The sequence below is a fragment of the Paracoccus sp. (in: a-proteobacteria) genome, from assembly GCF_035556475.1.
Taxonomy (GTDB): Bacteria; Pseudomonadota; Alphaproteobacteria; order Rhodobacterales; family Rhodobacteraceae; genus Paracoccus.
Map to the genome: position 1 here is coordinate 18,657 of NZ_DATMFA010000074.1, position 20,674 is coordinate 39,330.

Here is a 20,674-nt window from a genome sequence, read left to right on the forward strand (position 1 = left end):
GGAAAGCGGGCGGCCCGCTCACCCCTCGGGATGTTCGGGCGCGCGGCGCGAGGGCGCGATATAGGGGCGCGTCACGTCATGCAGCTCAACATTCAGGCATTCAGCCTCGACCGCCACGGTGCCGTCACCGGCAAATTCCAGCAGCAGCCGGCCTGTCCCGTCCGCACCCGGCTGCCATTTCAGCGCCAGCAGTTCGAGAATCAGGTCTTGATCCGCCCGGTCGATGCCATCGCTTTGCACGGCGAGGACATCCGAGACCAGAAGAACCGCGCGCACCCGCTCATAGGGGCGATCCTCGGCCTTGGCGCGATCCGCATCCTCCCAGCGGAAGCGGTTCAGCAGCAGGGCAAGCTGGCGATGACCAAGATCATAGGAAATCTCGGTGATCGGCAGGACGGCATCCTGAACCAGGGTCGAGATGACGGTGAGGTCATCGGTATCGGCCGCCGCCAGCGCCAGCGGCGCGGGATCGGCATCGCTGAAACGCGCGTCATTCATCGGCGGGTGCCTCCTTGATGCGTTCGATATCGGCGCCCACGCCACGCAGCTTGCGCACCACTTTCTCGTAGCCGCGATCGAGGTGGTAGACCCGGCTGACGATGGTTTCCCCCTCGGCCGCGAGACCGGCGAGAATCAGGCTGACCGAGGCGCGCAGATCGGTGGCCATGACCGGCGCACCGCGCAGCTTGCCGACGCCCTTGACGGTGGCTTGGCCGCCATGAACCTCGATATTGGCGCCCATACGGGTCAGTTCCGGGGCGTGCATGAAGCGGTTCTCGAAGATCCGTTCTTCGAGGACAGACGTTCCCTCGGCCGTGCAGAGCAGCGCCATCATCTGCGCCTGCAGGTCGGTCGGGAAACCCGGGAAAGGCTCGGTCACGACATCGACCGCACGGACGCGGCCATTCTTGCGCGCCACCTTGATGCCCCGGTCGGTTTCGGTCACGTCGACCCCGGCCTCATCGAGTTTCTCGCAGAAGGCCGCGACCAGATCAATACGCCCGCCGAGGCATTCGACCTCGCCGCCGCAGATCGCCGGGGCGAGCATATAGGTGCCAAGCTCGATCCGGTCGGTCACGACCGGATGGGTTGCGCCACCCAGCGTCTGCACCCCCTCGACGGTGATGGTCGAGGTGCCCTCCCCCTCGATATGGGCGCCCATGCGGCGCAGGCATTGCGCCAGATCCACGATCTCGGGCTCGCGCGCCGCATTCCTGAGGACCGTCGTGCCGCGGGCCAGCGTGGCCGCCATCAGCGCATTCTCGGTCGCGCCGACCGAGACGACCGGGAAGTCGATCACCGCACCGCGCAGCCCGCCCGCGGGGGCCTTGGCATGGACATAGCCATCGCGCAGGTCAAGCTCCGCCCCCATCGCCTCCAGCGCCTTGAGGTGGAGGTCGACCGGCCGCGCCCCGATCGCACAGCCCCCCGGCAGCGAGACGATCGCATGACCGTCTCGCGCCAGCATCGGGCCGAGAACCAGGATCGAGGCCCGCATCTTGCGCACGATGTCGTAATCGGCGGTGTGGTTGTTCAGGTCATGGCTGGAAAGCGCCAGCACCTGCCCGTCCTGCAAGCTCGCAACCTCGGCCCCGAGCGAGCGCAGCAGCGCCGTCATGGTGCGGATATCCGAAAGGCGCGGCGCATTGGTGAGGGTCAACGGCTGGTCGGTCAGCAGCGTCGCCGGCATGAGCGTCAGGCAGGCGTTCTTCGCGCCGGCGATGGGGATTTCGCCATGGAGCGGCCCGTTCCCCCTTACGATGATCTGATCCATCTATTCCTCGTTTTCGGGCGTCTGCCCGTCCTCTGTCGCCCGCGGCGGGGATGCGTCCTGATCGAGGGAAACGTCCAGAGAGGCCCGCGCCCGACCCTGCGCCTTGCGGCGTGCGAGATTCGCCCGCAACGCGGCTTTCAGTCGTGCCTCACGATCCTTGGCAGCATCCGGCTGGCGGGGTTCCTTCGTCATTCGCCCCTGTTAGCGCCTGAGTGCGCTTGCGTCCAGCATCGGGCCATGGATCCGGTGGCGGATCGGCAGAAAGGTGAAATCCATTTTTTCGCGAATGCCCCCTTGCACGCTCCGACCAGTCGGTCTAAACGCCCCTCCACCGGCGCTGCGGTAGCTCAGTGGTAGAGCACACCCTTGGTAAGGGTGAGGTCGAGAGTTCAATCCTCTCTCGCAGCACCATCAAAACCACCTGAAATTGTTGAAGAAATCAAGCCATGTCGCTTCGTCGGACTTGCCGGTGATTTTGGTTTGGACACACCATGGACACACCGGATCGCGGAGAAACGCGGAATATCGGTCTCACCTGTCTGCCCCGCCGCCGACAGCGAATCGCGCCGCCTTGTCTTGTTTGACTATATAAACCCCAGATAACCTGGGCCGAACCGGGACGTCAGCCAGTCATACTGGTCCCGGAGGAGTTCCCGAACCGCGTCATAGAGACCATCGGGAAAGGGCGTCCTCGGCGACACATGGCTGGCCTTCTCGGCGGCCTTGTATTCGCCTTCGGGTAATCCACAATGTAGTTCAACTGCCCGCAGGAGGTTGACCGGATCGGCCTTAACCATCTTGAACGGCAGGTAAAGGACGCGATCCCCAAGCCGGTCATCCAGCATTTGAATGGCGGATCGATAGTCGCTTCGGGTCAGCACGGTTTGTGAGCGGATGCGCTCCATCCAGCCATCCAGCCGGGTTTCCCCAACCATCTCCCGGGTCACCGCGGAGATGGCCCGAGCGGCTGGATCGCGGATGAGATAGATACCCTTGAATTCCGTGCCAAGAAGGTTGGCCATATGATCGTGGCCGCGCCCATCCAGCATCGCATAGGCGGGAGTAATGTCGATCGACTGGAGGCCTTCAGGGCAAGGCGCATATGCCGTCCGGTACCACTCCTCGGTCAGCATGGGCATCTGGAGCAGCCTGTTGAAATTCCGCGCCACACCCCGCTTCCCCCGCCGGAGGGCGGCTTCGCGCTGCTCGCGCAGGCGCTGACGGTGATCCTTCAGCATCCACCTGCCGCCATCTTGCTGATGGTTGAAGAGATGCATCTCCTTAAGCGGAGGCCGCCAGATGCCGGGATTGGTGGCGAGATTATCGAACAGCCAGGTGGTCCCTGCTTTCTGGGCACCAAATCCGATGATCTGCGGGAGCGTCATCGAAAATCCTCAGGCAATAGAATTGCAGTGGAACAAATCACGTTCAACTTGTCAATTTTTCAAGAAAGCGCCGGACACCGCTTCGTGTCGCCCCCCACGGCGCAAGCACCGGCACCGGCCGCCTTTCCCGAGACCGCTACCCCGCCGCCCGCTCGGCGCGGATCCAGGACAGGAAGGCCTGTCGTGCCCGCCGCCGCGCGGCATCGATGGGGATCATGCTGGACTCGGTCAGGTAATAGTCGAAGTCCTCCAGAACCGAGATCTCAGAGAGCTGGACGAGCCGCCCCTCGGCCAGATCCGGCTGGACCATCGCCAGCGAGCAGAGCGCGATGCCCTGTCCGGCAAGTGCTGCGGCGCGCAGCAGGTTGAAGTCCTCGAACATCGCGCCGGGCAGCCGGTCCGGCACGGTCTGGCCCGCGCGGCCGAGCCATGTATGCCAGCCGCCAACATCGCTGTCATGCAAGAGCCCGACCTTCAGCAGCCATCGCGATGTCAGTTGCGCGGGTGCCGACCCGACGAGAGCGGGGCTGCCCACCGGCACGCTGCGCCCTGACAGAAACGGCTCGGACGAGATGCCGTCGCCCGCAGGACACGAATCGGCGAAGGTGAATGCCAGATCCGTCGCCATGAAGTCGATGTCATGTCCATGATGGGCATAGATCACGCGCAGCTGAATTTCGGGATGCAATGCCCGAAAGCGCGGCAATCGCGGGATCAGCCAGCAGATCGCCACGGAGGGAATGGCCGCCACGACCAGCGCACCATCCGATGTCGCTGGCCGCGCCCGGCGACAGGCAGCGTCGATGCCATCGAATGCCGTGGTCAGGTCTCGCGCCAGCGATGCGCCTCGCGGCAGCAGCTTGGGCACCCTGCCGCTGCGATCGAAGAGGGGCACGCCAAGCCATTGTTCCAGATGCTTTATCTGATGGCTGATTGCCGGCTGCGTCACGAACAGGCTGTCCGCCGCCGCGCGGAAGCTTCCGGTCCGGGCAACCGCCTCAAAGGCGCGAAGGGCATTCAGCGGCGGCTGTGTCATGTGCCTTACCGATGAGGAAAACTTATCATCCGATTATAAAACCTCTTTTGACGCCTGCAACTCACCAGCCGCAACCTGAACGAAATCTAACCCACGGAGATTTCGATGATCGAGCGCGAGAGACTGCAGAACTTTGCCGGTAATGGCGAGAAGGCGAAAGGCACCTTCTCGGCGGGCGAGATGCAGCGCCGGCTGGATGCCATCCGCCGACACATGGCCGAGAGCGGCATTGATGCGGCGCTTTTCACCTCCTACCACAACATCAACTATTACGCCGACTTCATGTATTGCCAGTTCGGGCGACGCTATGGCTTTTTCGTCGATCAGGACAAGGCGACGTCGATCAGCGCCGGTATCGACGGCGGCCAGCCTTGGCGGCGGACCTTTGGCGGCAACAACCTGACCTATACCGACTGGCAAAAGGACAATTACTTCCACGCCATTCGCCAGATCATCGGCGGCGCAAAGCGGATCGGGATCGAGTTCGACCACGTCAATATCGACCTGCTGTCTCTGCTGAAGGCCGAATTTCCCGGCGTCGCGTTCGTGGACATCGCGGCCCCGGCCATGCGCCTGCGCATGATCAAGTCGCCCGAGGAGATAGCGCATATCACCGAGATGGCCCGCATCGCCGATATCGGAGGCGCGGCTTGCGTCGAGGCAACCGCCGTGGGCGTGCCGGAACACGAGGTCGCGCTGCATTCGACCGCGACCATGATCCGCGAAATCGCGAAATCCTGGCCGGAGGGCGAGCTGCTGGACACCTGGACATGGTTCCAGTCGGGCATCAACACCGACGGTGCGCATAATCCCGTCACCTCGCGCAGGATCGAGGCCGGTGACATCCTGTCGTTGAACTGCTTCCCGATGGTCGCGGGATATTACGTCGCGCTGGAGCGCACCCTCTTTGCGGAACATGCAAGCGACGCGCATTTGCGGCTGTGGGAGCTCAACTGCAAGGTCCATGACCGCGGCAAAGAACTGCTGGTGCCGGGGGCCAGATGCGCGGATATCGCGGCCGAGTTGAACGAGATCTATGCGGCCGAGAACCTGCTGCAATATCGCAGCTTCGGCTATGGGCACAGCTTCGGCGTGCTGTCGCATTACTATGGCCGCGAGGCCGGGCTGGAGCTGCGGGAGGATTGCGACACCGTGCTGGAGCCCGGCATGGTCGTCAGCATGGAGCCGATGATCACCATACCCGAGGGCCAGCCGGGCGCCGGCGGCTATCGTGAGCACGATATTCTCGTGATCGAGGAACAGGGCAACCGCAATATCACCGGCTTCCCCTATGGTCCCGAGCATCTGATCGTGAAGGGCAAGGCCAAGGCCGCCTGAGCCCGCGTCCCTGCCGGCAGGGTGTCGCTGCACGGGCGGCGACACCCGACGCCACCATACCGACCACTTCGGTCGCAGTAGGATCCAAAACAACAACAACCAACAGGAGAGACACCCATGACGAAGATCATTCTGACCACCGCGATGACGCTTCTCGCCACCACGGCCACGGCCGATGAGATCAATGTCATGTCCTGGGGCGGCACCTATGGCCTGAGCCAGGTCGAGGCCTATCACAAGCCCTTCACCGCCCAGACCGGCATCAAGATCGTTTCGCTCGACAGCGACAATCCGGCGATCCCGATCAAGGCGCAGGTCGAGGCGGGCAATGTCACCACCAATGTGGCCGATGTCGAATATGCCGACGCAATCCGGCTGTGTGACGAGGGCCTGCTCGAGCCGATCGACCCCGCGATCCTGCCGCCCGCGCCCGACGGCACCCCGGCAAGCGAGGATTTCCTGCCCCAGGGCCTCAGCGATTGCGCGGTCGGCTCGATCGTGTTCTCGACGATCTTCGCCTATGACAGGACCAAGTTCCCCGGTGCCAAACCCCAGAGCATCGCCGACTTCTTCGATACGCAGAAATTCCCCGGCAAGCGCGGCATCAAGAAAGTGCCGAAGGCCGTGCTGGAGATGGCGCTGATGGGCGACGGCGTGCCGGCGGATCAGGTCTATGCGCTGCTCTCGACCCCGGAGGGCGTGGACCGCGCCTTTGCAAAACTCGACAGCATCAAGAAAGACATCGTCTGGTGGGAAGCGGGCGCGCAGCCGCCGCAGCTGCTGGCCGATGGCGAGGTTGCGATGACCATGGCCTATAACGGCCGGATCTTTGGCGCCGCCATCTCCGAGGGAAAACCTTTCGAGATCGTCTGGGATGGACAGGTCTATGAATACAACCTGTTCGTCATCCCGAAAGGGGCGGAAAAGCAGGAACAGGCGCTGGAGTTCATCAAGTTCGCCACCGGCACCCAGCGGCTGGCGGATCAGGCGAAATGGATCAGCTACGGGCCAGCCCGCAAGTCATCCGCAGGGCTCGTCGGCCTCTATCAGGACGGCAAGACCGAAATGGCGCCCCATATGCCGACCAATACGGCGAATATGACGAACGCATTGGGTTCATCCTACGAGTTCTGGATCGACCATGAGACCGAACTGGCCGAGCGTTTCAGCGCCTGGCTGAGCATGAGCTGAGCCGCAGGAAGTCCAGAGTTTGCCCGAAGCAGCGCCGCCGTTTCTGTCATCAGGATCAAATCGCGAACCATCGGGCGGTTTGTGCGCCAGCGCACAGATCGAACCAAAGCGACCCGCTATCGGAGGAGTTGAACTACTCCACAGTTCCACACCCGGCCTGCCGTTCAGGTTCCCTACCCCCTCTGCAGGCCGGGTGATCCAGCACCGCAGCCAGATCCCTTCGACCGGACGCATCTGCAAACCGGATCGGGTCGTGGCCTCGTTCCTGCCGATGCCACCGATGCGCGGGATAGTCATTTCCAAAGGCGCGACGTTCGCGGGCCGCAAACATATCCGTTATGACGCGCATTCCAACTGAAAGGCTGTCTCGGTCGTCCCGCATTAGCCCGTGCGCTTCTGGATGGTTTCTGCTGTTTGCTGGCGCAGAAGACATCCTCGCAGTTGCAGCATCGGGCTAGTATTTAAGTATTAACAACTTTCAATTGCAAAGATCACGATCTTGTAACTAGATGGTACTACGGTCGGCCGCCTGCCGCCGCATCTTGATCCTGCGAACGCGCCTGTGATTTCAGGCCCCTCTGATAAGGACTTGTGATGCCATATATTACCCAGATTCCCGATGCCACGATCGACCTGTCCACAGGAACGCCGGTGTTGACGCTTGGCAATACGCTTCTCTTGAACGAACTTTACACCTCGCAAGAATTCGAACTTTATGATGTCGGCGGTCCCGGAGCGAGGACGCTGAACGCTGGCGATAATCTTTCGACGGTGGACGCCAATGGGAATGAAGTGGTCGGAGGCCAGTATGCCGGCGCCGCCACGCTTTCAACTGCGGCTGCCGGACTGAATGTCGGCCTGCTGGCGGTGACGGCGCAGGTGAACAGCATCAGCGGTTCTCTCATGGTCGATGACAGCGGCAATGCCTATTTCATCACCGACGAACCCCTTGACGAGGATCGGCTGAACGTGACGTTGAACGTCACCTCCCTCGGGACGACACTTCTCGACACGACCGTGCCGATCTCGGAGCTGGCGGATACGCTTACGGGCGCGCTGAGCCCGATTCTGTCGCCCGTTCAGCAAGCTCTCGACACCGTCGTCGTGAGTGTCGACACCAACGGAACCGCGCCTCTGGAACTTGATGAAACCGAGGTAACCTGCTTTGTCGCCGGAACATTGATCGAAACCCGGTCCGGCCCCGTCGCCGTCGAGGATCTGAAGGTCGGGGACGAGGTTCTGACCCGCGACAACGGCTATCAGCCGATCAGATGGATCGGCTCGACCCGGCTCTCCGCCAGAATGCTCGCGCTTTTCCCGAGGCTCTGCCCCATTCGGATCAGCGCCGGGGCGCTGGGTCAGGATATGCCGGCCGCCGATCTTCTCGTTTCTCCGCAGCACCGCGTTCTTGTCCGCTCGCGAATTGCGCTGAAGATGTTTGGCGCCATGGAGGTTCTGGTTCCGGCCAAGCAATTGCTGCAAATCGACGGCATCGACCAGGCGACCGATCTTCAAACGGTGGAGTATTTCCATTTCCTGCTCGATCGGCATGAAGTGGTGATTTCCAACGGCGCGGAAACGGAAAGCCTGTATACCGGCCCGCAGGCGCTCAAGTCGGTCAGCAAGGAAGCTCACGCCGAAATCCTCGCACTGTTTCCTGAATTGGCCAGTCCCGAATATCGGTCCGATCCCGCGCGGCAGATTCCCTCCGGTCGCAGGGCGAGGAAACTCGCGCATCGTCATATGCAGGCGGGTCGTGAATTGTTGAGCTGACGGGATTGCCCTTCCCCATCGGGGATCGGCGCCGGAATTTCCCTCGCCTCGGCCGGCGTGCTGAAATCGGGGGAAGTTCCGGGGAACAACCCCGCGGCCGAAAGCGGCCGACTTGGCCGCTTCATTCCCACATTCGGTGATCAGATTGCCCCGGGCAATATTCCGCGCCGGAGCGGTCGCTCATTCCGGCAGGCGGCGAAACCTTCGTCTGGAATGGCCGCGACCGGATCACCGATTTCGAGCTGGCGAGCCAGACCGGAAATGACGTCGTGATCCGGGCCGGGACAGACCATCTGGTTATCGAGGACATCCGCCTCAATCAGCTCGGCCGCGACGATTTCGTCTGGCAAGGCCCCGACGGCGCCCCGAGAAGGGCGCCGACCGGCATTTGCCCGCGCATCCGCAGGACAGGCGGCCAAAGCCGCTGACACCGACGACGAAACAGCGCAAGTTCGGCATCATCGCCAATGAATCACCGACAAGGAAGCCCGCCCTGATGAATGACCAGATCGCCGTTCGCAGATCCCCCGTTCTGGCGCGGCAGGGCGGCGTTACCCTGATGGCCCAGCGGTCCTGCCTCAGCCTCGGCGAGGCGACCGACGACCTGCTTGCACTGGACGATTTCCTTGACCTCCACCTGCATCACTTCGACGGCGAGCGGTCGGAGGCCGTCTGGCTGAAGCTCAAGGATTCGCGCGATCCGCGCCGGGCGCCCTTCTACTATCAGGCGATCCGCAGCAATGCGGCCGAGAGCGTGAGCGTGGATTTCGACGACCTCACGCCCTGGGATACGGATATTCCGGCCACGCCGATCCTTGTCTTCTCGATCGGGCGATGCGGCTCGACGCTTTTCTCGAAACTGACCGAGGCCGCGGGCCTTCCGACCTGGTCCGAGCCTGACACCTTCACCAACCTCGCCTGGCCGAAAAGAATCGCATTGGACGAAGGGCGGCGCGAGCAATTGACCCGCGTGGCGCTGAACGCGCTGGCATTCAAGGCGCGACAATCCGATCAGGCCACGCATTTCGTGGTCAAGATGCGCTCCGAGGTGACGCGCATCTGCGCCTCCATCAATCGGGTGGCGCCGGGCGCGATCTCGTTCTTCCTGGTTCGCGACCCGACCAGATGGGCGCGCTCCTTCCATTCCCATTTCAAATATCCGCCGCGCAAATCGGCGATGCGACTGGAACAGATGACCCGGAGCGCACGCGAAGCCCGCCAGAGCGGTATGGCGATCGAGGTCATCGATTATGACGAAATGGTGCAAGACCCCGAACCGGTGTTCCGCAGGCTCTGCGAGATCTCGGGAAAGCCCTTCTCCTCCACGACGCTGCGCCAGATCATGGCCGAGGATTCCCAGAAGGGAACGACCATATCGAAGGGCTCGGGCAAGGCTGTTCCCGACGGGTTCGACGACGACTTTGCGGCAAGCCTCGCCGAATTTGACGCCCGGCTGCTGGAGGCAGCGCCAAAGACGTGGCTCGACCTTTGATCCACGGCCCCCGCAAGGCGGCGGAGCGTCACAGTTCCGTTGCGCGGCCAAGGCATGATCCGGGGGCGATGTTCCCCCTTCGGAATCGCAGCGCCCGGCAGTCCCCGCTGCCGGGCGCCCGGCGTCGCGAATAGCCCTCGCGGGCATTGATCGCCGTCGCCGCCTTTGGCATGAGGGCGGCACGCCTCAGGCGGCTGATGCCAGTCCGCCGGCCCAAACCGAAAGGAATCCCATGTCCGACATCAAACGCATCGAGACCGGCCCCCGCATGAGCCAGGCCGTCTGCCATAACGGCCTCGCCTATCTGGCCGGCCAGGTCGCCAAGCCCGGCGCAAGCGTGACCGAGCAGACCCGCGAGGCCCTGGCCCAAGTCGACCGGCTGCTGGCCGAATGCGGCTCCGACAAGACCCGGATCCTGTCGGCACAGATCTGGCTGGCCGACATGGCCGATTTCGCCGAGATGAACGCCGTCTGGGACGCCTGGGTGCCGGCCGGCCACGCGCCCGCACGGGCCACGGGCGAATCCGCCCTCGCCACCCCCGACTACAAGGTCGAGGTCATCGTGGTCGCCGCGCAGAACTGAGCGCCGCCATGACGGAGCGCGCGGCGCGCAGGCCCGGAGCCTCGCCGCCGCGCCCCAACCGCTCCATGGTCAGGGCCATCGCAGCATGTTGCGCCTCCTGCGCCTGCGGATTCTCGATCAGGTCGAGCAGCGCCTTGAACATCGGCGCGGGCTGGCATTTGCGGCCAAGAAATTCCGGCACGACACGGGTTTCGCTGACCAGATTCACCAGCGTCACCGTATCCGTCTTCAGCAGCAGGCCGATCAGCATCCGGCTGAGCGGGGCGACGTCATAGCCGATCACCATCGGCACGTCATTTGCCGCCAGATCGAGGCTGACCGTCCCCGAGGCCGCCAGCGCGAAATCCGCCGCCGCAAAGGCCGCGCGCTTCTCCTCGACCCCGTCGACCACGATGGGAGCGGTCGGCCAGCGCTTCGCCATGTCCCTGACCAGCCCCGAAACACCGCGAACGGTCGGGATCACCACCCGGATCTCGGGCATCCGATCCCTGAGCTGCATCAGCGCCTCGTCAAAGCGCGGACCAAGCCGGGCCACCTCGCCCCGCCGCGAACCCGGCAGGCACAGGATCAGCGGATCGGTCTCGCCGATCCCATGCGCCACCCGGAAGGCAAGGCCTTCGGCAGAAGAAGCGACCGGCTCGGCGGCGATCGGATGACCGACGAAATCGCAACTCATCCCCTCCGCCTGCATCAGGGGCGGCTCGAAAGGCAGGATCGCAAGGACATGGTCGATCACCTTGGCCATCTTGCGCGCACGACCTGAGCGCCAGGCCCAGACCGATGGCGCCACATAATGGATCGTCCTCAGCTCCGGCATCAAGGCCCGCGCTTCCCGGGCGACGCGAAGGCAGAAATCCGGGCTGTCGATGGTGATCAGCGCATCCGGTCGCGCCTCGACCACGGCCTCTGCCGTCTGCCGGATCCGGGCCTTGAGCTGACGGTATTTCGGCAAGACCTCGACAAGGCCCATGACCGAAAGCTCCTCCATCGGGAAAAGGCTCTCGAGCCCCTGCCCGCCCATGGCCGGGCCGCCGACGCCCAGGAACTCGGCCTCTGGATCAAGGGCTTTCAGCCCCGCCATCAGCGGCCCGCCCAGATTGTCGCCGGAGGGCTCGCCCGCGATCAGGAAGAACTTCATCGCGTCACTCCGTTTGCGCCGCCGCAGATGGGTATTTGTGAAACGATGAAAGGCATTGGGCTTTCACCGTTTTCCAAATACCCAATTCACGCCCGCGACCACAGGAACAGACCTCCGGATTTCGCGCAGGCGATTGCCTCCTCCCGTTCCAGCAGGATGACGCTGCCCGCTTCCCAGACGAGGCCGGCAAGACCTGCCGCCGCCGCCTGCCGCACGGTATCCGGTCCGATGGTCGGCAGGTCGATGCGGCGGTCCTGGCCCGGTTTCGGGGCCTTGTAGAGAACCCCCCCGGCCCCGTTCGGATCAGGTTTCAGCCCGGAATGGAGGCGGGCGAATTCGAGCATGGCTTCCGTCCCCGGCAGCGCCTCGACCGCGAGGCAGAGGCCCTGGGCCACGACGGCGCCCTGCCCGATGTCGAGCGCGCCCAGGCCCCTGACGATCTCGGCGGCGCGGGCGGCGTCCTTCTGGTCGCGGGCCGAAGGTTCGCCCACCAGCACGCCCTCAGCGGGGACGAGTTCGGGCAGGATCTGGTCAACCGAGGCGATGGCGATGCCCGCTTCCTCGAATACGTCGAGGACGGCGCGAAGGGCGGCGTCATCCCCTGATTGCATCCCCATCAGGATGCGCGGCAGGATCGCCAGCGTGCGCTGGTCGAAAAGATCGGGCTCGATCCTCGGGCGGCGGATCGCGCCGGCGAATACGACGCGGTCGATGCCCTGGTCGGACAATTCGTCGAGAAAGGGCACCAGCCGCTCGAGCCGGAAGGGCTTGGCTTCGACCTCGGGCTTCAGATGATCCAGCGCATAGACCAGCGGCGCGTCCAGCGCGGCGGCGATGGCGGGGGCAAGGCGCCCCTCGCCGGCGATAAGGGCGATCCGGCTCATGGATGGGGCGCCAGGAAGCTGCGGTCGGAAGGACCGAGGATGAAGTCGAGGACTTCCTGCACCATCGGCCCGTTCTCGCCCTCGGCCATGGCGCGGGCGGTATCGCGGAAGCTGCCGCCCGAAAGCTTCGCCAGCATGTCGCGGAGCGCGTGCATCTCCTCGCGCGAGGCGCCGCGGCGTTTCAGCCCGACGAGGTTCAGCCCGTCCAGATGGCCGCGCGGGCCCTGCACCAGCCCGAAGGGGATCACATCCGCCGTCACCATGGTCAGCGCGCCGATCATGGCGCCGCGCCCGATGCGGACGAACTGGTGGATACCGGCGAGCCCGCCGATGGTCACGTCATCCTCGACGATGCAATGACCGGCAAGGGCCGCGTGGTTCACGATGGTCACGCGGTCGCCGACCTGGCAGTCATGGGCGACATGGCATCCGGTCAGAAAGAGCCCGTCATCGCCCACGCGAGTGATGCCGCCGCCGCCCTCGGTTCCCGGATTCATCGTCACATGCTCGCGGATGCGGTTGCGCGCGCCGATGACCAGCTTCGTCTTCTCGCCCTTGAACTTGCGATCCTGGGGCAGATCGCCGATCGAGGAGAAGGGAAACACCTGCGTCTCGTCGCCGATGACCGTATCGCCGGCGATGACGATATGGGATTTCAGCACCACGCCCCGGCCAAGCACGACCTCGGGCCCGACGGTGCAGAACGGGCCGATCTGGCACCCCTCGCCGATCTGGGCGGCGGGGTCCACGATCGCGCTCGGATGGATCTGGGTCTCAGCCATTGTCACCACGGTTCAGCATGGCCATCACCTCGGCCTCGGCGGCAAGCTTGCCGTTGACGATGGCGCGGCCCTCGAATTTCCAGATCTTGCCGCCGCCGCGCAGGGTCTTCATGTGCAGCTCCAGCACATCGCCGGGCACGACCTTCGCACGAAAGCGGCATTTGTCGATCGACATGAAATAGGTGCCCATGCCCTTGTCTGCCAGATCGAGGGTGACGCCGACCAGCACCGCGGCGGCCTGCGCCATCGCCTCGATGATCAGCACGCCCGGCATGACCGGCTCCTGCGGGAAATGCCCCTCGAAATGCGGTTCGTTCGCGGTGACGTTCTTCACGCCCACGCAGCTTTCGTTCGGCACGATGTCGCGCACCCTGTCGATCATCAGGAAGGGATAGCGATGCGGCAGGATCCGCTTGATCGCCATCAGATCGACTTCGGTGGGCGGAATATAGGGGGTCGCGTCAGTGGACATGAGCGGTCCTCGTTATCTGTTTCGGTTTGCCTAGCAACGAGGCGCGCGCTTGGCAAGTTTGCCGGCGGTCAGGCCGCGCGCCGCCGCGGCCAGCCGCGCCCCTCGCTGAGCCAGCCGGCCAGCGCCAATCCCGCCACGATCAGCAGCCAGCCCCATCCCGGCAACAGCGGCCGATGCATGATCCCCGAGGTCGAGGCGGCCCCGCGCGGCGTGATCGCGATCCATTCGCCCGCGACGCCGCGCCCATGCGCGGGCCGGCCCTCGCGCACCATGCGCAGGTCGGGCAAGCCCTGTGACAGATGGATCACGCCGCCCCGGGTCTTTTCGACCAGCGGGCCGAGGACCGCGGGCGAGGCCACGGTTTCCTCGAACTCGCGCGGCGCGGCTGGGCCGAGCGCGATTACCCGCGTGATATCGCCATCGGTCAGGCGGTAAAGCCCCGGTTCCGGCGCGGTCCAGCGGGCCGAATGCCGCCCCGGCCCTTCCTCGGTCAGCGCCAGCGTCTCGGTCCGGCCGTCGGGGCCGGTGATCCGCACCGGCGGCGCGGTGTCGGCCATGGTCCGCCGCGTGATCGTGACGGTCAGCCCCGCCGCCACATCGGCCAGCAGCGCCTCCTCCTCCAGCTCCGGCTCCTTCATCGACCAATGCGCGATGCGGCGCAGCAGTTCGAGTTGCGGTCCCCCGCCCTCGAACCCGCGCCCCCAGAGCCAGACCTGATCCGAGGTCAGCATCCCGACCCGCCCCTTGCCGACGCGGTTGAGAATCAGCAAGGGCTGGTCATTCGCCCCGGTCATCACCACCTGCGCGCCGCGTTCGGGCAGGACCTGCGACATGCGCAGCCAGCGGCCCCAATGCGTCTCGCTGTCATCGCTCGGGGCGCCGGGCAGGCCGGCGGTGACGGGGTGGCGCATCCCGTCATCGGTCAGGCGCGGCAGGAACGGCTCCTCATAGATGCGTCCGGTCGGCCGCGCCGGCAGGATCGAACCCAAGGGCGACAGGTTCAGGCTTTCGACGGTCGACATCTCGGGCCCGGCCGAGACGAGGACCGCGCCGCCTTCCTCGACATAGCGGCGAATATTGTCGAAATATTGCGGCATCAGAATGCCGCGCACGCGATAGCGGTCGAAGATGATCAGGTCGAAATCGCGGATCCGCTCCATGAACAATTCCTGGGTCGGGAAGGCGATCAGCGACATTTCGTCCACCGGGACCGCATCCATCTTGTCCGGCGGACGCAGGATGGTGAAATGGATCAGGTCGACATTCGCATCCGATTTCAGCAGGTTGCGCCAGGTCCGTTCGCCCGCATGCGGCTCGCCCGAGACCAGAAGCACCCGCAGCCGGTCCCGCACCCCCTGAATTTGCAGCGCGGCCATGTTGTTGCGCTCGGTCAGTTCGGGAACCTCGGCCTCGGGCGCGTCGAAGCCGATCGAGACGACGTTCTGCCCGGCATGTTCGGGAACGACCGGCAGGTCCAGCGTCACGCCGGGCGGCAGGTCGAGGCTGCGGCTCGGCTCGCCATCGACGGTGACCCGAAGCCGCGCCGGGCTTGCGGCGACCTCGGGCGGCACCTCGCCCTGATCCTCGATCCGAAGGCGGATCGTCACAGGCTGGCCGATCAGGCCATAGGCAGGGGCCTCCTCGATCACCAGCCGCCGGTCCCAGTCCTGCGGCTGGCCCGTCAGCAGCAGATGCACCGGCGCGGGGGCGTCGGCGGGCAGCATCGGCCCGTCATGCGCGAGCCCGTCCGTCACCGCGATGACGCCCGCGACGCGGGCCTGCGGCTCGGCCGCCAATGCGCGCGACAGGGCGGCGCCGATCAGCGTGCCGTCCGGGTCGTCGGTGACGCTGATCCTGCGGATCTCGGTATCTGGCAGGGCGGCAAGCTGGCGGGTCAGGTTATCGATCGCGGCATCGGTCTGCCCGGCACGACCCGGAAGCGACTGGCTGGCACTGCGATCATCGAGCAGCAGCACGATATCCGACAGTTTGTTCCTGATGCCGCTTTCCAGCGCCGGGCCGGCCAGCGCCGCCGCCGCGGCAAGCCCGGCCAATCCGCGCAGCGGCCAGCCGCGCAAGCCGCGCCAGAATGACCAGACCGCGATCAGCACCGCGAGCGCGGCGACCGCCGCCACCAGCGGCCAGGACAGCAGGGGATCGAAGACGAGGCCGGTCATTGGATGACCTCCTCTTGCCGCAGGCGTTCCAGCAGCGTCGGCACATGCACCTGATCGGATTTATAATTGCCGGTCAGGACATACATGATCAGGTTCACCCCGAAGCGATAGGCCATCTCGCGCTGATGCTCGCCATCAAGGCCCGAGCCGACGGTATAGACCGGCAGGCCATTCTCGCCCACCGCCCAGGCCTCGGCCCAGGAATTGCCGCCGATGATCACCGGCGAGACGCCGTCATTCAGGTTGCGGAACGGCACGCCCTCGGCGGCCTCGGCCCCGGCGGGCGGCGCTTCGGCCCAGACATCGACGCCCTGATAGCGGCCTGGGAAATCGTCCAGCAGATAGAAACTGCGGGTCAGGACATGGTCGCGCGGGATCGGCGCGAGCGGCGGAATGTCGAGGGGCGAGGCCAGCCTTTGCAAAGCCGCCGCCCCGTCCGGTCCACCAAGCCCCGCAATATCGCCGTCGCGCGTGTCGAAAAGGATCATCCCCCCCGAGCGCAGGAAATGGTTCAGCCGGATATAGGCCTGCGGCGTCGGCAGCGGCTGGCTCTCGGTCACCGGCCAGTAGAGGAAGGTGAGGAGCGAGAGATCATCGCGGTCGAGGTCGATGCCGATGGGTTCGCCCGGCTCGACCGTGGTGCGGTCGGTCAGCACCTGCGAGACGCCTCGCAACCCCGCCGCCGAGGTTTCGTCGATGCGAGCGTCGCCTGTGATCACATAGGCCAGCGCCACCTCATCCGCGGCGCGGATCAGTTGCGGGTCGGGATCCTGCGCGCGCAGCGGGGCGGCGGCGACCATGACCAGCAGGGCAAGCACCAGCCTCATGCCGCGGCCCTCCCGCCGGGGGCGCGCTGCCTGCCGCGGGCCAGCCATGCGCTGCCAAGCGCATCCAGCGCGAAAAGGAGTGCGGCAAGCGCGATCAGCCAGCCGCGCAGGTCGATGCCCGGCGCCGCGGTCACGGTTTCCATATGCGCGCCCGGCCAGACGGCGCGGGCAAAGGGCCCGCCGGCGTTCAGGGCCAGCACCCGCTCGCCCGCGCGGTAAAGCCCAGCCGGTGCGCCGGGGGCCGGGCCTCGCGCGAAATCGGCCGCTGCGATCGGGACCAGATCCTGCGGATCGGCCGAGCGCCCGAAACCGTCGAGGACCTGCAAAGGCGTCCAGAAGGTGCTGGCATCCGTTTCGACCTCGGGCACCTCGGAGCTTGCCCGAGCGGTCTGGACCAGCCGATCCAGCATCCGCACGAACAGGCCGGAGATCGCGAGGTTCGACCATTCCGCATTGGCCGTGGTGTGAAACAGAACGATCTGCCCCTGCCCCAGCGGCGCGCGGGTGATCAGCGGCGTGCCATCCGTCAGCTGCGCCAGCGTCCGCGCGGCGAGGTCGGGCGAGGGCTCGGCCAGAAGCTGCGCGCGCACCATGGCGTCGGGCGGGATCGCCAGCCCGGCAAACGGCCCTTCGGCCGGGAAGGGCGCGATGCCGCGCGGATCGCCCCAGCTCAGCGCGCCGCCGATGTCCCGCCCCCCGGCGCGCAGGCGCACGGGCAACAGCGTCTCGTCGGCGAGACGTTCGGACGCGGCCATGCGCGGCCCCGAGAACCGGATAAGGAGGCCGCCCTTGTCGACCCAGTCCTGCAAGGCCTCGTCGAAGGGCAGCGAGAGCTGGTCGACCAGCACGATCACATCGGGTGAGGCCTGAAGCACGTCGTCGATGCCACCCTCGATCAGATCGGTGCGCGGGGCGAGCGCCCGGCGTAGGTAATGCAGCGGCAGCAGCAGGCGCTGGCCCTCGCTGGCCCGGTCGTCGCCGACCAGCGCCACCTTGCGGCGGCGCAGGCTGTCATCGGCCAGCACGACGGCCCCCGCCACCTCCTGCCCCTCGACCTCGAACCGCGAGATGCGGTTGCGCAGCTCCGAAGGCAGCGAAATCGGGACGAGACGGCTTGTCACCCCCTGCGAGGCGGCCTCGGCCTCGCCCGGTTCCAGCCGCGCCAGTTGCCGGGGCGTACCCTGCGGATCGAGGCCGACGGCCAGAACGGCGGGTGCCGCCCCGGCGCTGTCCATATGCAGCCGCAGGGCCGGCTGCTCGCCTGCGACGAATTCCAGCGCGACGCGCGGGCCTTGCGGCGGAACCACCGTGACCGCCGCGCGGGCTTGCAGGGCCGAAAGCAACTCGCCACGACCGGGATGGTCCAGCCCGTCGCTGAGCCAGAGGACCGAGAGCGAAGGCGGAAGCTGCGACAGCACCTCGTCGAGGTTGCGGGGATAGCGCGTCTCCCACGCGGCGGGCTGGAGGGCGCGCAGACGCGCGGCCAGTTCCTCGGCCGGCTGGAAGGGCAGTGCGCCCGTGGCCGTCCCATCGGCGACCAGCAGCGCCGCCGGCTGCCCGCCGCTCGCCGCGCGGTCGAGCGCCCTCAGCGCGCGGGCCTGGCGCTGGGGCCAGTCGGGCGCAGCGGCCCAGCCGCCATCCATGACGATCAGCACCGGCCCCTGCCCGGCCTGATCCGGCGCCGGTTTCCAGATCGGACCGGCAAAGGCGAGGATCAGCGCCGCGATGGCCAGCACTCGGATCAGCAAAAGCCACCATGGCGTGTGCCGGGCCACGGGCTGCGGATCCTTCAGCCCCAGCAGAAGCCGCGTGCCCGGAAAGCGCAGCAAGCGCGGCGAGGGGGGCATGGCGCGCAGGATCAGCCAGATCACCGGCAGCGCCGCCAGCGCCGCCAGCAGCCAGGGGGTCAGGAAACCGAGGGGACCAAGGACCAGCATCAGCCCTCCAGCACCGACCAGAGCCAGAGCAGTGCCTGCGCCGGCGGCGCGGCGGTGTCATGCGTGCCGAAATGCCAGCCCGCCTGCATTGCCGCGCGCGAGAGGCTTTCGCGCCGCTCGGCCAGCCGCGCGAGATAGGCGGCGCGCAATCCGCCCGCGTCCCGCGTGTCATGGCGCAGCGCGCCCGAGCCCGAGCGAAAGAGGACCGCGCCGGAATAGGGAAAGCTCTCCTCGTCCGGGTCGAGGATCTGCAGCAGCGCCCCCTCGATCCCGAGGGCGGCCGCGCGCTCCAGATAGGCGAGCACCGGCGCGGGATCGCCAAGGAAATCGTCGATCAGGATGACCCGCTGGCCCGGCCGCAAGCTCTCGGGCGGGGGCATGTCCTCGTCCACGGTCAGGGCGGCGCGTGAGAGGAGCGCCATGCCGATGCGATCGGCCTGCGCCCGGCCCGGTCGCGGCGACTGACCGGCCAGTGCCACCCGCTCGCCCCCGCCCAGCAGCGCAAGCACAAGGGCAAGCGCCAGCAGGTTGGCGCGGTCGGTCTTGGTCGGCCGCGCCGGGGCGCCGGAAAAATCCATGCCCGCCGCGCCCGAGACCCAGAGCACGACCGATTGCGCCACCTCGGCCTCGCGGTCGCGCACGAATTGCGCGTCGGACCGGGCCGACCGGCGCCAGTCGATGCTGCGCGCGGTATCGCCTGCGGTCGCGGGCCGGTATTGCCAGAAATCCTCGCCGGTGCCCGGACGGCGCTTGCCATGCAGGCCCGAGGTCGCCGCGGCGGCCAGACGTTCGGCGGACAGCATCAGGGCCGGAAGCGCGCTCAGCGCGGCTTCGGCATCGGCGCGAAGTTCGGCGGCCCTGCGGTTCACGCCGCCGCCTGCATCCGGTCGCCGAGAAGGCGCTCGATCAGCCCCTCGATCGTCTCGCCGCGCGCGCGGGCGGCAAAGCTCAGCGCCATGCGGTGACGCAGCACGGGGGCGGCCATCGCCTCGACGTCCTCGAGCGTCGGGGCAAAGCGCCCGTTCAGCGCGGCCCGCGCCCGCGTCACCAGCGTCAGGGCCTGCGCGGCGCGCGGACCCGGCCCCCAGACCAGCATGTCGGACATCCAGCCCGGCGCCTCTGCCGAACCGGGCCGCGCGGCCCGGACAAGATCGAGGATCGCGTTCAGCACCGTCTCTCCCACCGGCATCCTGCGGATCAGGGCCTGCGCCGCGACCAGTCCGGCGGCATCGAAGACCGGATGCGCCGCGCCCTGCTCGACCCCGGTGGTCGCCAGAAGGATCGCACGCTCGGTCTCGCGGTCAGGGTAATCGACGTCGATCTGCAGAAGGAACCGGTCAAGCTGCGCCTCCGGCAGGGGATAAGTCCCCTCCTGCTCGATTGGGTTCTGGGTCGCGAGGACATGGAAGGGACGGCCAAGCGGGCGATGCTCGCCGCTGATCGTCACCTCGCCCTCCTGCATGGCTTGCAGCAGCGCGGACTGGGTGCGCGGGCTGGCCCGGTTGATCTCGTCCGCCATCAGAAGCTGAGTGAATACCGGCCCCTCGATGAAGCGGAAGGCGCGGGTGCCGTCGGGCAGCAGGTCCAGCACCTCCGAGCCAAGGATATCGGCAGGCATCAGGTCGGGGGTGAACTGCACCCGCGCGCTGTCGAGGCCAAGGACGGTCGAGAGCGTGTCGACCAGCATGGTCTTGCCGAGGCCCGGTTGACCGACCAGCAGCGCGTGCCCGCCCGAGAGGATTGCCGACAGCACTTGCTCGACCACGTCATGCTGCCCGACGAAGCGGCGCTCGACGCTGCCTCGCGCTTCCGCAAGACGGGATGTCAGGGACTGGATATCAGCGACAAGTTGATCGTCCGTGGTCATGACAATGCCTCTTTTCTG

20 protein-coding genes and 1 tRNA gene are annotated in these 20,674 nt (G+C 66.3%); 6 read left to right on the forward strand and 15 right to left on the reverse strand.

Annotated elements, in window-relative coordinates; genetic code table 11:
- Positions 1–18: 18 nt before the first annotated feature.
- From VNQ78_RS09325 to VNQ78_RS09335, 3 genes are read right to left on the reverse strand one after another with little or no spacing between them, the layout of a single operon-like run.
- Positions 19–498: a DUF2948 family protein gene (locus VNQ78_RS09325; protein WP_325688961.1), complete on the reverse strand. Its 480-nt coding sequence runs from the start codon at positions 496–498 to the stop codon at positions 19–21.
- On the reverse strand, positions 491–1,774 hold the full coding sequence (gene murA / locus VNQ78_RS09330; protein ID WP_325688963.1) for a UDP-N-acetylglucosamine 1-carboxyvinyltransferase: 1,284 nt from the start codon (positions 1,772–1,774) through the stop codon (positions 491–493). The genes VNQ78_RS09325 and murA overlap by 8 nt, the downstream gene beginning before the upstream one ends.
- Entirely contained in the window at positions 1,775–1,966 is a 192-nt protein-coding gene (locus VNQ78_RS09335) for a hypothetical protein (RefSeq protein ID WP_325688965.1), read from the reverse strand. It lies immediately after the preceding gene.
- A gap of 144 nt (positions 1,967–2,110) precedes the next feature.
- Here VNQ78_RS09335 and VNQ78_RS09340 point away from each other — a divergent pair.
- Positions 2,111–2,185 (forward strand) — tRNA-Thr (locus tag VNQ78_RS09340).
- Between the two features lie 173 nt (positions 2,186–2,358).
- Here VNQ78_RS09340 and VNQ78_RS09345 read toward each other — a convergent pair.
- Positions 2,359–3,159, reverse strand: coding sequence for a sulfotransferase (locus VNQ78_RS09345; RefSeq protein WP_325688967.1), 801 nt, complete (start codon positions 3,157–3,159; stop codon positions 2,359–2,361).
- 136 nt (positions 3,160–3,295) lie between these two features.
- The gene (locus VNQ78_RS09350; protein ID WP_325688969.1) at positions 3,296–4,195 is read right to left on the reverse strand and encodes a LysR family transcriptional regulator; all 900 of its coding nucleotides are present in this window, start codon (positions 4,193–4,195) and stop codon (positions 3,296–3,298) included.
- 105 nt (positions 4,196–4,300) lie between these two features.
- Here VNQ78_RS09350 and VNQ78_RS09355 point away from each other — a divergent pair, with 105 nt between their 5' ends.
- The 3 genes from VNQ78_RS09355 to VNQ78_RS09365 all read left to right on the forward strand — a co-directional run bounded on the left by VNQ78_RS09355 (position 4,301) and on the right by VNQ78_RS09365 (position 8,497).
- On the forward strand, positions 4,301–5,533 hold the full coding sequence (locus VNQ78_RS09355) for an aminopeptidase P family protein (RefSeq protein WP_325688971.1): 1,233 nt from the start codon (positions 4,301–4,303) through the stop codon (positions 5,531–5,533).
- 117 nt (positions 5,534–5,650) lie between these two features.
- On the forward strand, positions 5,651–6,724 hold the full coding sequence (locus tag VNQ78_RS09360) for an ABC transporter substrate-binding protein (protein WP_325688973.1): 1,074 nt from the start codon (positions 5,651–5,653) through the stop codon (positions 6,722–6,724).
- A 594-nt stretch (positions 6,725–7,318) separates the two neighbouring features.
- Entirely contained in the window at positions 7,319–8,497 is a 1,179-nt protein-coding gene (locus tag VNQ78_RS09365) for a Hint domain-containing protein (RefSeq protein ID WP_325688975.1), read from the forward strand.
- A 140-nt stretch (positions 8,498–8,637) separates the two neighbouring features.
- Here VNQ78_RS09365 and VNQ78_RS09370 read toward each other — a convergent pair whose 3' ends face one another.
- The gene (locus VNQ78_RS09370; protein WP_325688977.1) at positions 8,638–8,847 is read right to left on the reverse strand and encodes a hypothetical protein; all 210 of its coding nucleotides are present in this window, start codon (positions 8,845–8,847) and stop codon (positions 8,638–8,640) included.
- 146 nt (positions 8,848–8,993) lie between these two features.
- On the opposite strand from VNQ78_RS09370, the gene VNQ78_RS09375 reads away from it, so the two are divergent.
- Both VNQ78_RS09375 and VNQ78_RS09380 read left to right on the forward strand, forming a co-directional pair.
- Positions 8,994–9,989, forward strand: coding sequence for a sulfotransferase (locus tag VNQ78_RS09375; RefSeq protein WP_325688979.1), 996 nt, complete (start codon positions 8,994–8,996; stop codon positions 9,987–9,989).
- Positions 9,990–10,221: 232 nt separating this feature from the next.
- On the forward strand, positions 10,222–10,572 hold the full coding sequence (locus VNQ78_RS09380; protein WP_325688981.1) for a RidA family protein: 351 nt from the start codon (positions 10,222–10,224) through the stop codon (positions 10,570–10,572).
- Here VNQ78_RS09380 and lpxB read toward each other — a convergent pair.
- The 9 genes from lpxB to VNQ78_RS09425 all read right to left on the reverse strand — a co-directional run bounded on the left by lpxB (position 10,547) and on the right by VNQ78_RS09425 (position 20,656).
- Positions 10,547–11,710, reverse strand: coding sequence for a lipid-A-disaccharide synthase (lpxB, locus tag VNQ78_RS09385; RefSeq protein ID WP_325688984.1), 1,164 nt, complete (start codon positions 11,708–11,710; stop codon positions 10,547–10,549). The genes VNQ78_RS09380 and lpxB overlap by 26 nt on opposite strands.
- 86 nt (positions 11,711–11,796) lie before the next feature.
- Positions 11,797–12,594 carry an LpxI family protein gene (locus tag VNQ78_RS09390; RefSeq protein WP_325688987.1) on the reverse strand — a complete coding sequence of 266 codons (798 nt, stop codon included), beginning with the start codon at positions 12,592–12,594 and terminating at the stop codon, positions 11,797–11,799.
- On the reverse strand, positions 12,591–13,376 hold the full coding sequence (lpxA, locus tag VNQ78_RS09395; RefSeq protein ID WP_325688989.1) for an acyl-ACP--UDP-N-acetylglucosamine O-acyltransferase: 786 nt from the start codon (positions 13,374–13,376) through the stop codon (positions 12,591–12,593). Before lpxA ends, VNQ78_RS09390 begins: the two co-directional genes overlap by 4 nt.
- Positions 13,369–13,848 (reverse strand): 3-hydroxyacyl-ACP dehydratase FabZ, encoded by a 480-nt coding sequence (fabZ, locus tag VNQ78_RS09400; RefSeq protein ID WP_325688991.1) that lies wholly within the window; start codon positions 13,846–13,848, stop codon positions 13,369–13,371. The genes lpxA and fabZ overlap by 8 nt, the downstream gene beginning before the upstream one ends.
- 68 nt (positions 13,849–13,916) lie before the next feature.
- Positions 13,917–16,025 carry a hypothetical protein gene (locus VNQ78_RS09405; protein WP_325688993.1) on the reverse strand — a complete coding sequence of 703 codons (2,109 nt, stop codon included), beginning with the start codon at positions 16,023–16,025 and terminating at the stop codon, positions 13,917–13,919.
- Positions 16,022–16,852, reverse strand: a complete 831-nt coding sequence (locus tag VNQ78_RS09410) for a DUF4159 domain-containing protein (RefSeq protein WP_325688995.1) — start codon at positions 16,850–16,852, stop codon at positions 16,022–16,024. The genes VNQ78_RS09405 and VNQ78_RS09410 overlap by 4 nt, the downstream gene beginning before the upstream one ends.
- Positions 16,849–18,789 (reverse strand): BatA domain-containing protein, encoded by a 1,941-nt coding sequence (locus VNQ78_RS09415; RefSeq protein ID WP_325688997.1) that lies wholly within the window; start codon positions 18,787–18,789, stop codon positions 16,849–16,851. Before VNQ78_RS09415 ends, VNQ78_RS09410 begins: the two co-directional genes overlap by 4 nt.
- The gene (locus tag VNQ78_RS09420) at positions 18,789–19,658 is read right to left on the reverse strand and encodes a DUF58 domain-containing protein (RefSeq protein ID WP_325688999.1); all 870 of its coding nucleotides are present in this window, start codon (positions 19,656–19,658) and stop codon (positions 18,789–18,791) included. Before VNQ78_RS09420 ends, VNQ78_RS09415 begins: the two co-directional genes overlap by 1 nt.
- A complete protein-coding gene (locus VNQ78_RS09425; protein ID WP_325689001.1) occupies positions 19,655–20,656 on the reverse strand; it encodes a MoxR family ATPase in 1,002 nt (333 codons plus the stop codon). The genes VNQ78_RS09420 and VNQ78_RS09425 overlap by 4 nt, the downstream gene beginning before the upstream one ends.
- Positions 20,657–20,674 lie beyond the last annotated feature (18 nt).

What these genes read in the sequence shown, in the direction of transcription:
- VNQ78_RS09325 (WP_325688961.1), bottom strand. Translation starts at nt 498, where the DNA reads ATGAATGACGCGCGTTTCAGCGATGCCGATCCCGCGCCGCTGGCGCTG.
- murA (WP_325688963.1), bottom strand. Translation starts at nt 1,774, where the DNA reads ATGGATCAGATCATCGTAAGGGGGAACGGGCCGCTCCATGGCGAAATC.
- VNQ78_RS09335 (WP_325688965.1), bottom strand. Translation starts at nt 1,966, where the DNA reads ATGACGAAGGAACCCCGCCAGCCGGATGCTGCCAAGGATCGTGAGGCA.
- VNQ78_RS09345 (WP_325688967.1), bottom strand. Translation starts at nt 3,159, where the DNA reads ATGACGCTCCCGCAGATCATCGGATTTGGTGCCCAGAAAGCAGGGACC.
- VNQ78_RS09350 (WP_325688969.1), bottom strand. Translation starts at nt 4,195, where the DNA reads ATGACACAGCCGCCGCTGAATGCCCTTCGCGCCTTTGAGGCGGTTGCC.
- VNQ78_RS09355 (WP_325688971.1), top strand. Translation starts at nt 4,301, where the DNA reads ATGATCGAGCGCGAGAGACTGCAGAACTTTGCCGGTAATGGCGAGAAG.
- VNQ78_RS09360 (WP_325688973.1), top strand. Translation starts at nt 5,651, where the DNA reads ATGACGAAGATCATTCTGACCACCGCGATGACGCTTCTCGCCACCACG.
- VNQ78_RS09365 (WP_325688975.1), top strand. Translation starts at nt 7,319, where the DNA reads ATGCCATATATTACCCAGATTCCCGATGCCACGATCGACCTGTCCACA.
- VNQ78_RS09375 (WP_325688979.1), top strand. Translation starts at nt 8,994, where the DNA reads ATGAATGACCAGATCGCCGTTCGCAGATCCCCCGTTCTGGCGCGGCAG.
- VNQ78_RS09380 (WP_325688981.1), top strand. Translation starts at nt 10,222, where the DNA reads ATGTCCGACATCAAACGCATCGAGACCGGCCCCCGCATGAGCCAGGCC.
- lpxB (WP_325688984.1), bottom strand. Translation starts at nt 11,710, where the DNA reads ATGAAGTTCTTCCTGATCGCGGGCGAGCCCTCCGGCGACAATCTGGGC.
- VNQ78_RS09390 (WP_325688987.1), bottom strand. Translation starts at nt 12,594, where the DNA reads ATGAGCCGGATCGCCCTTATCGCCGGCGAGGGGCGCCTTGCCCCCGCC.
- lpxA (WP_325688989.1), bottom strand. Translation starts at nt 13,376, where the DNA reads ATGGCTGAGACCCAGATCCATCCGAGCGCGATCGTGGACCCCGCCGCC.
- fabZ (WP_325688991.1), bottom strand. Translation starts at nt 13,848, where the DNA reads ATGTCCACTGACGCGACCCCCTATATTCCGCCCACCGAAGTCGATCTG.
- VNQ78_RS09405 (WP_325688993.1), bottom strand. Translation starts at nt 16,025, where the DNA reads ATGACCGGCCTCGTCTTCGATCCCCTGCTGTCCTGGCCGCTGGTGGCG.
- VNQ78_RS09410 (WP_325688995.1), bottom strand. Translation starts at nt 16,852, where the DNA reads ATGAGGCTGGTGCTTGCCCTGCTGGTCATGGTCGCCGCCGCCCCGCTG.
- VNQ78_RS09415 (WP_325688997.1), bottom strand. Translation starts at nt 18,789, where the DNA reads ATGCTGGTCCTTGGTCCCCTCGGTTTCCTGACCCCCTGGCTGCTGGCG.
- VNQ78_RS09425 (WP_325689001.1), bottom strand. Translation starts at nt 20,656, where the DNA reads ATGACCACGGACGATCAACTTGTCGCTGATATCCAGTCCCTGACATCC.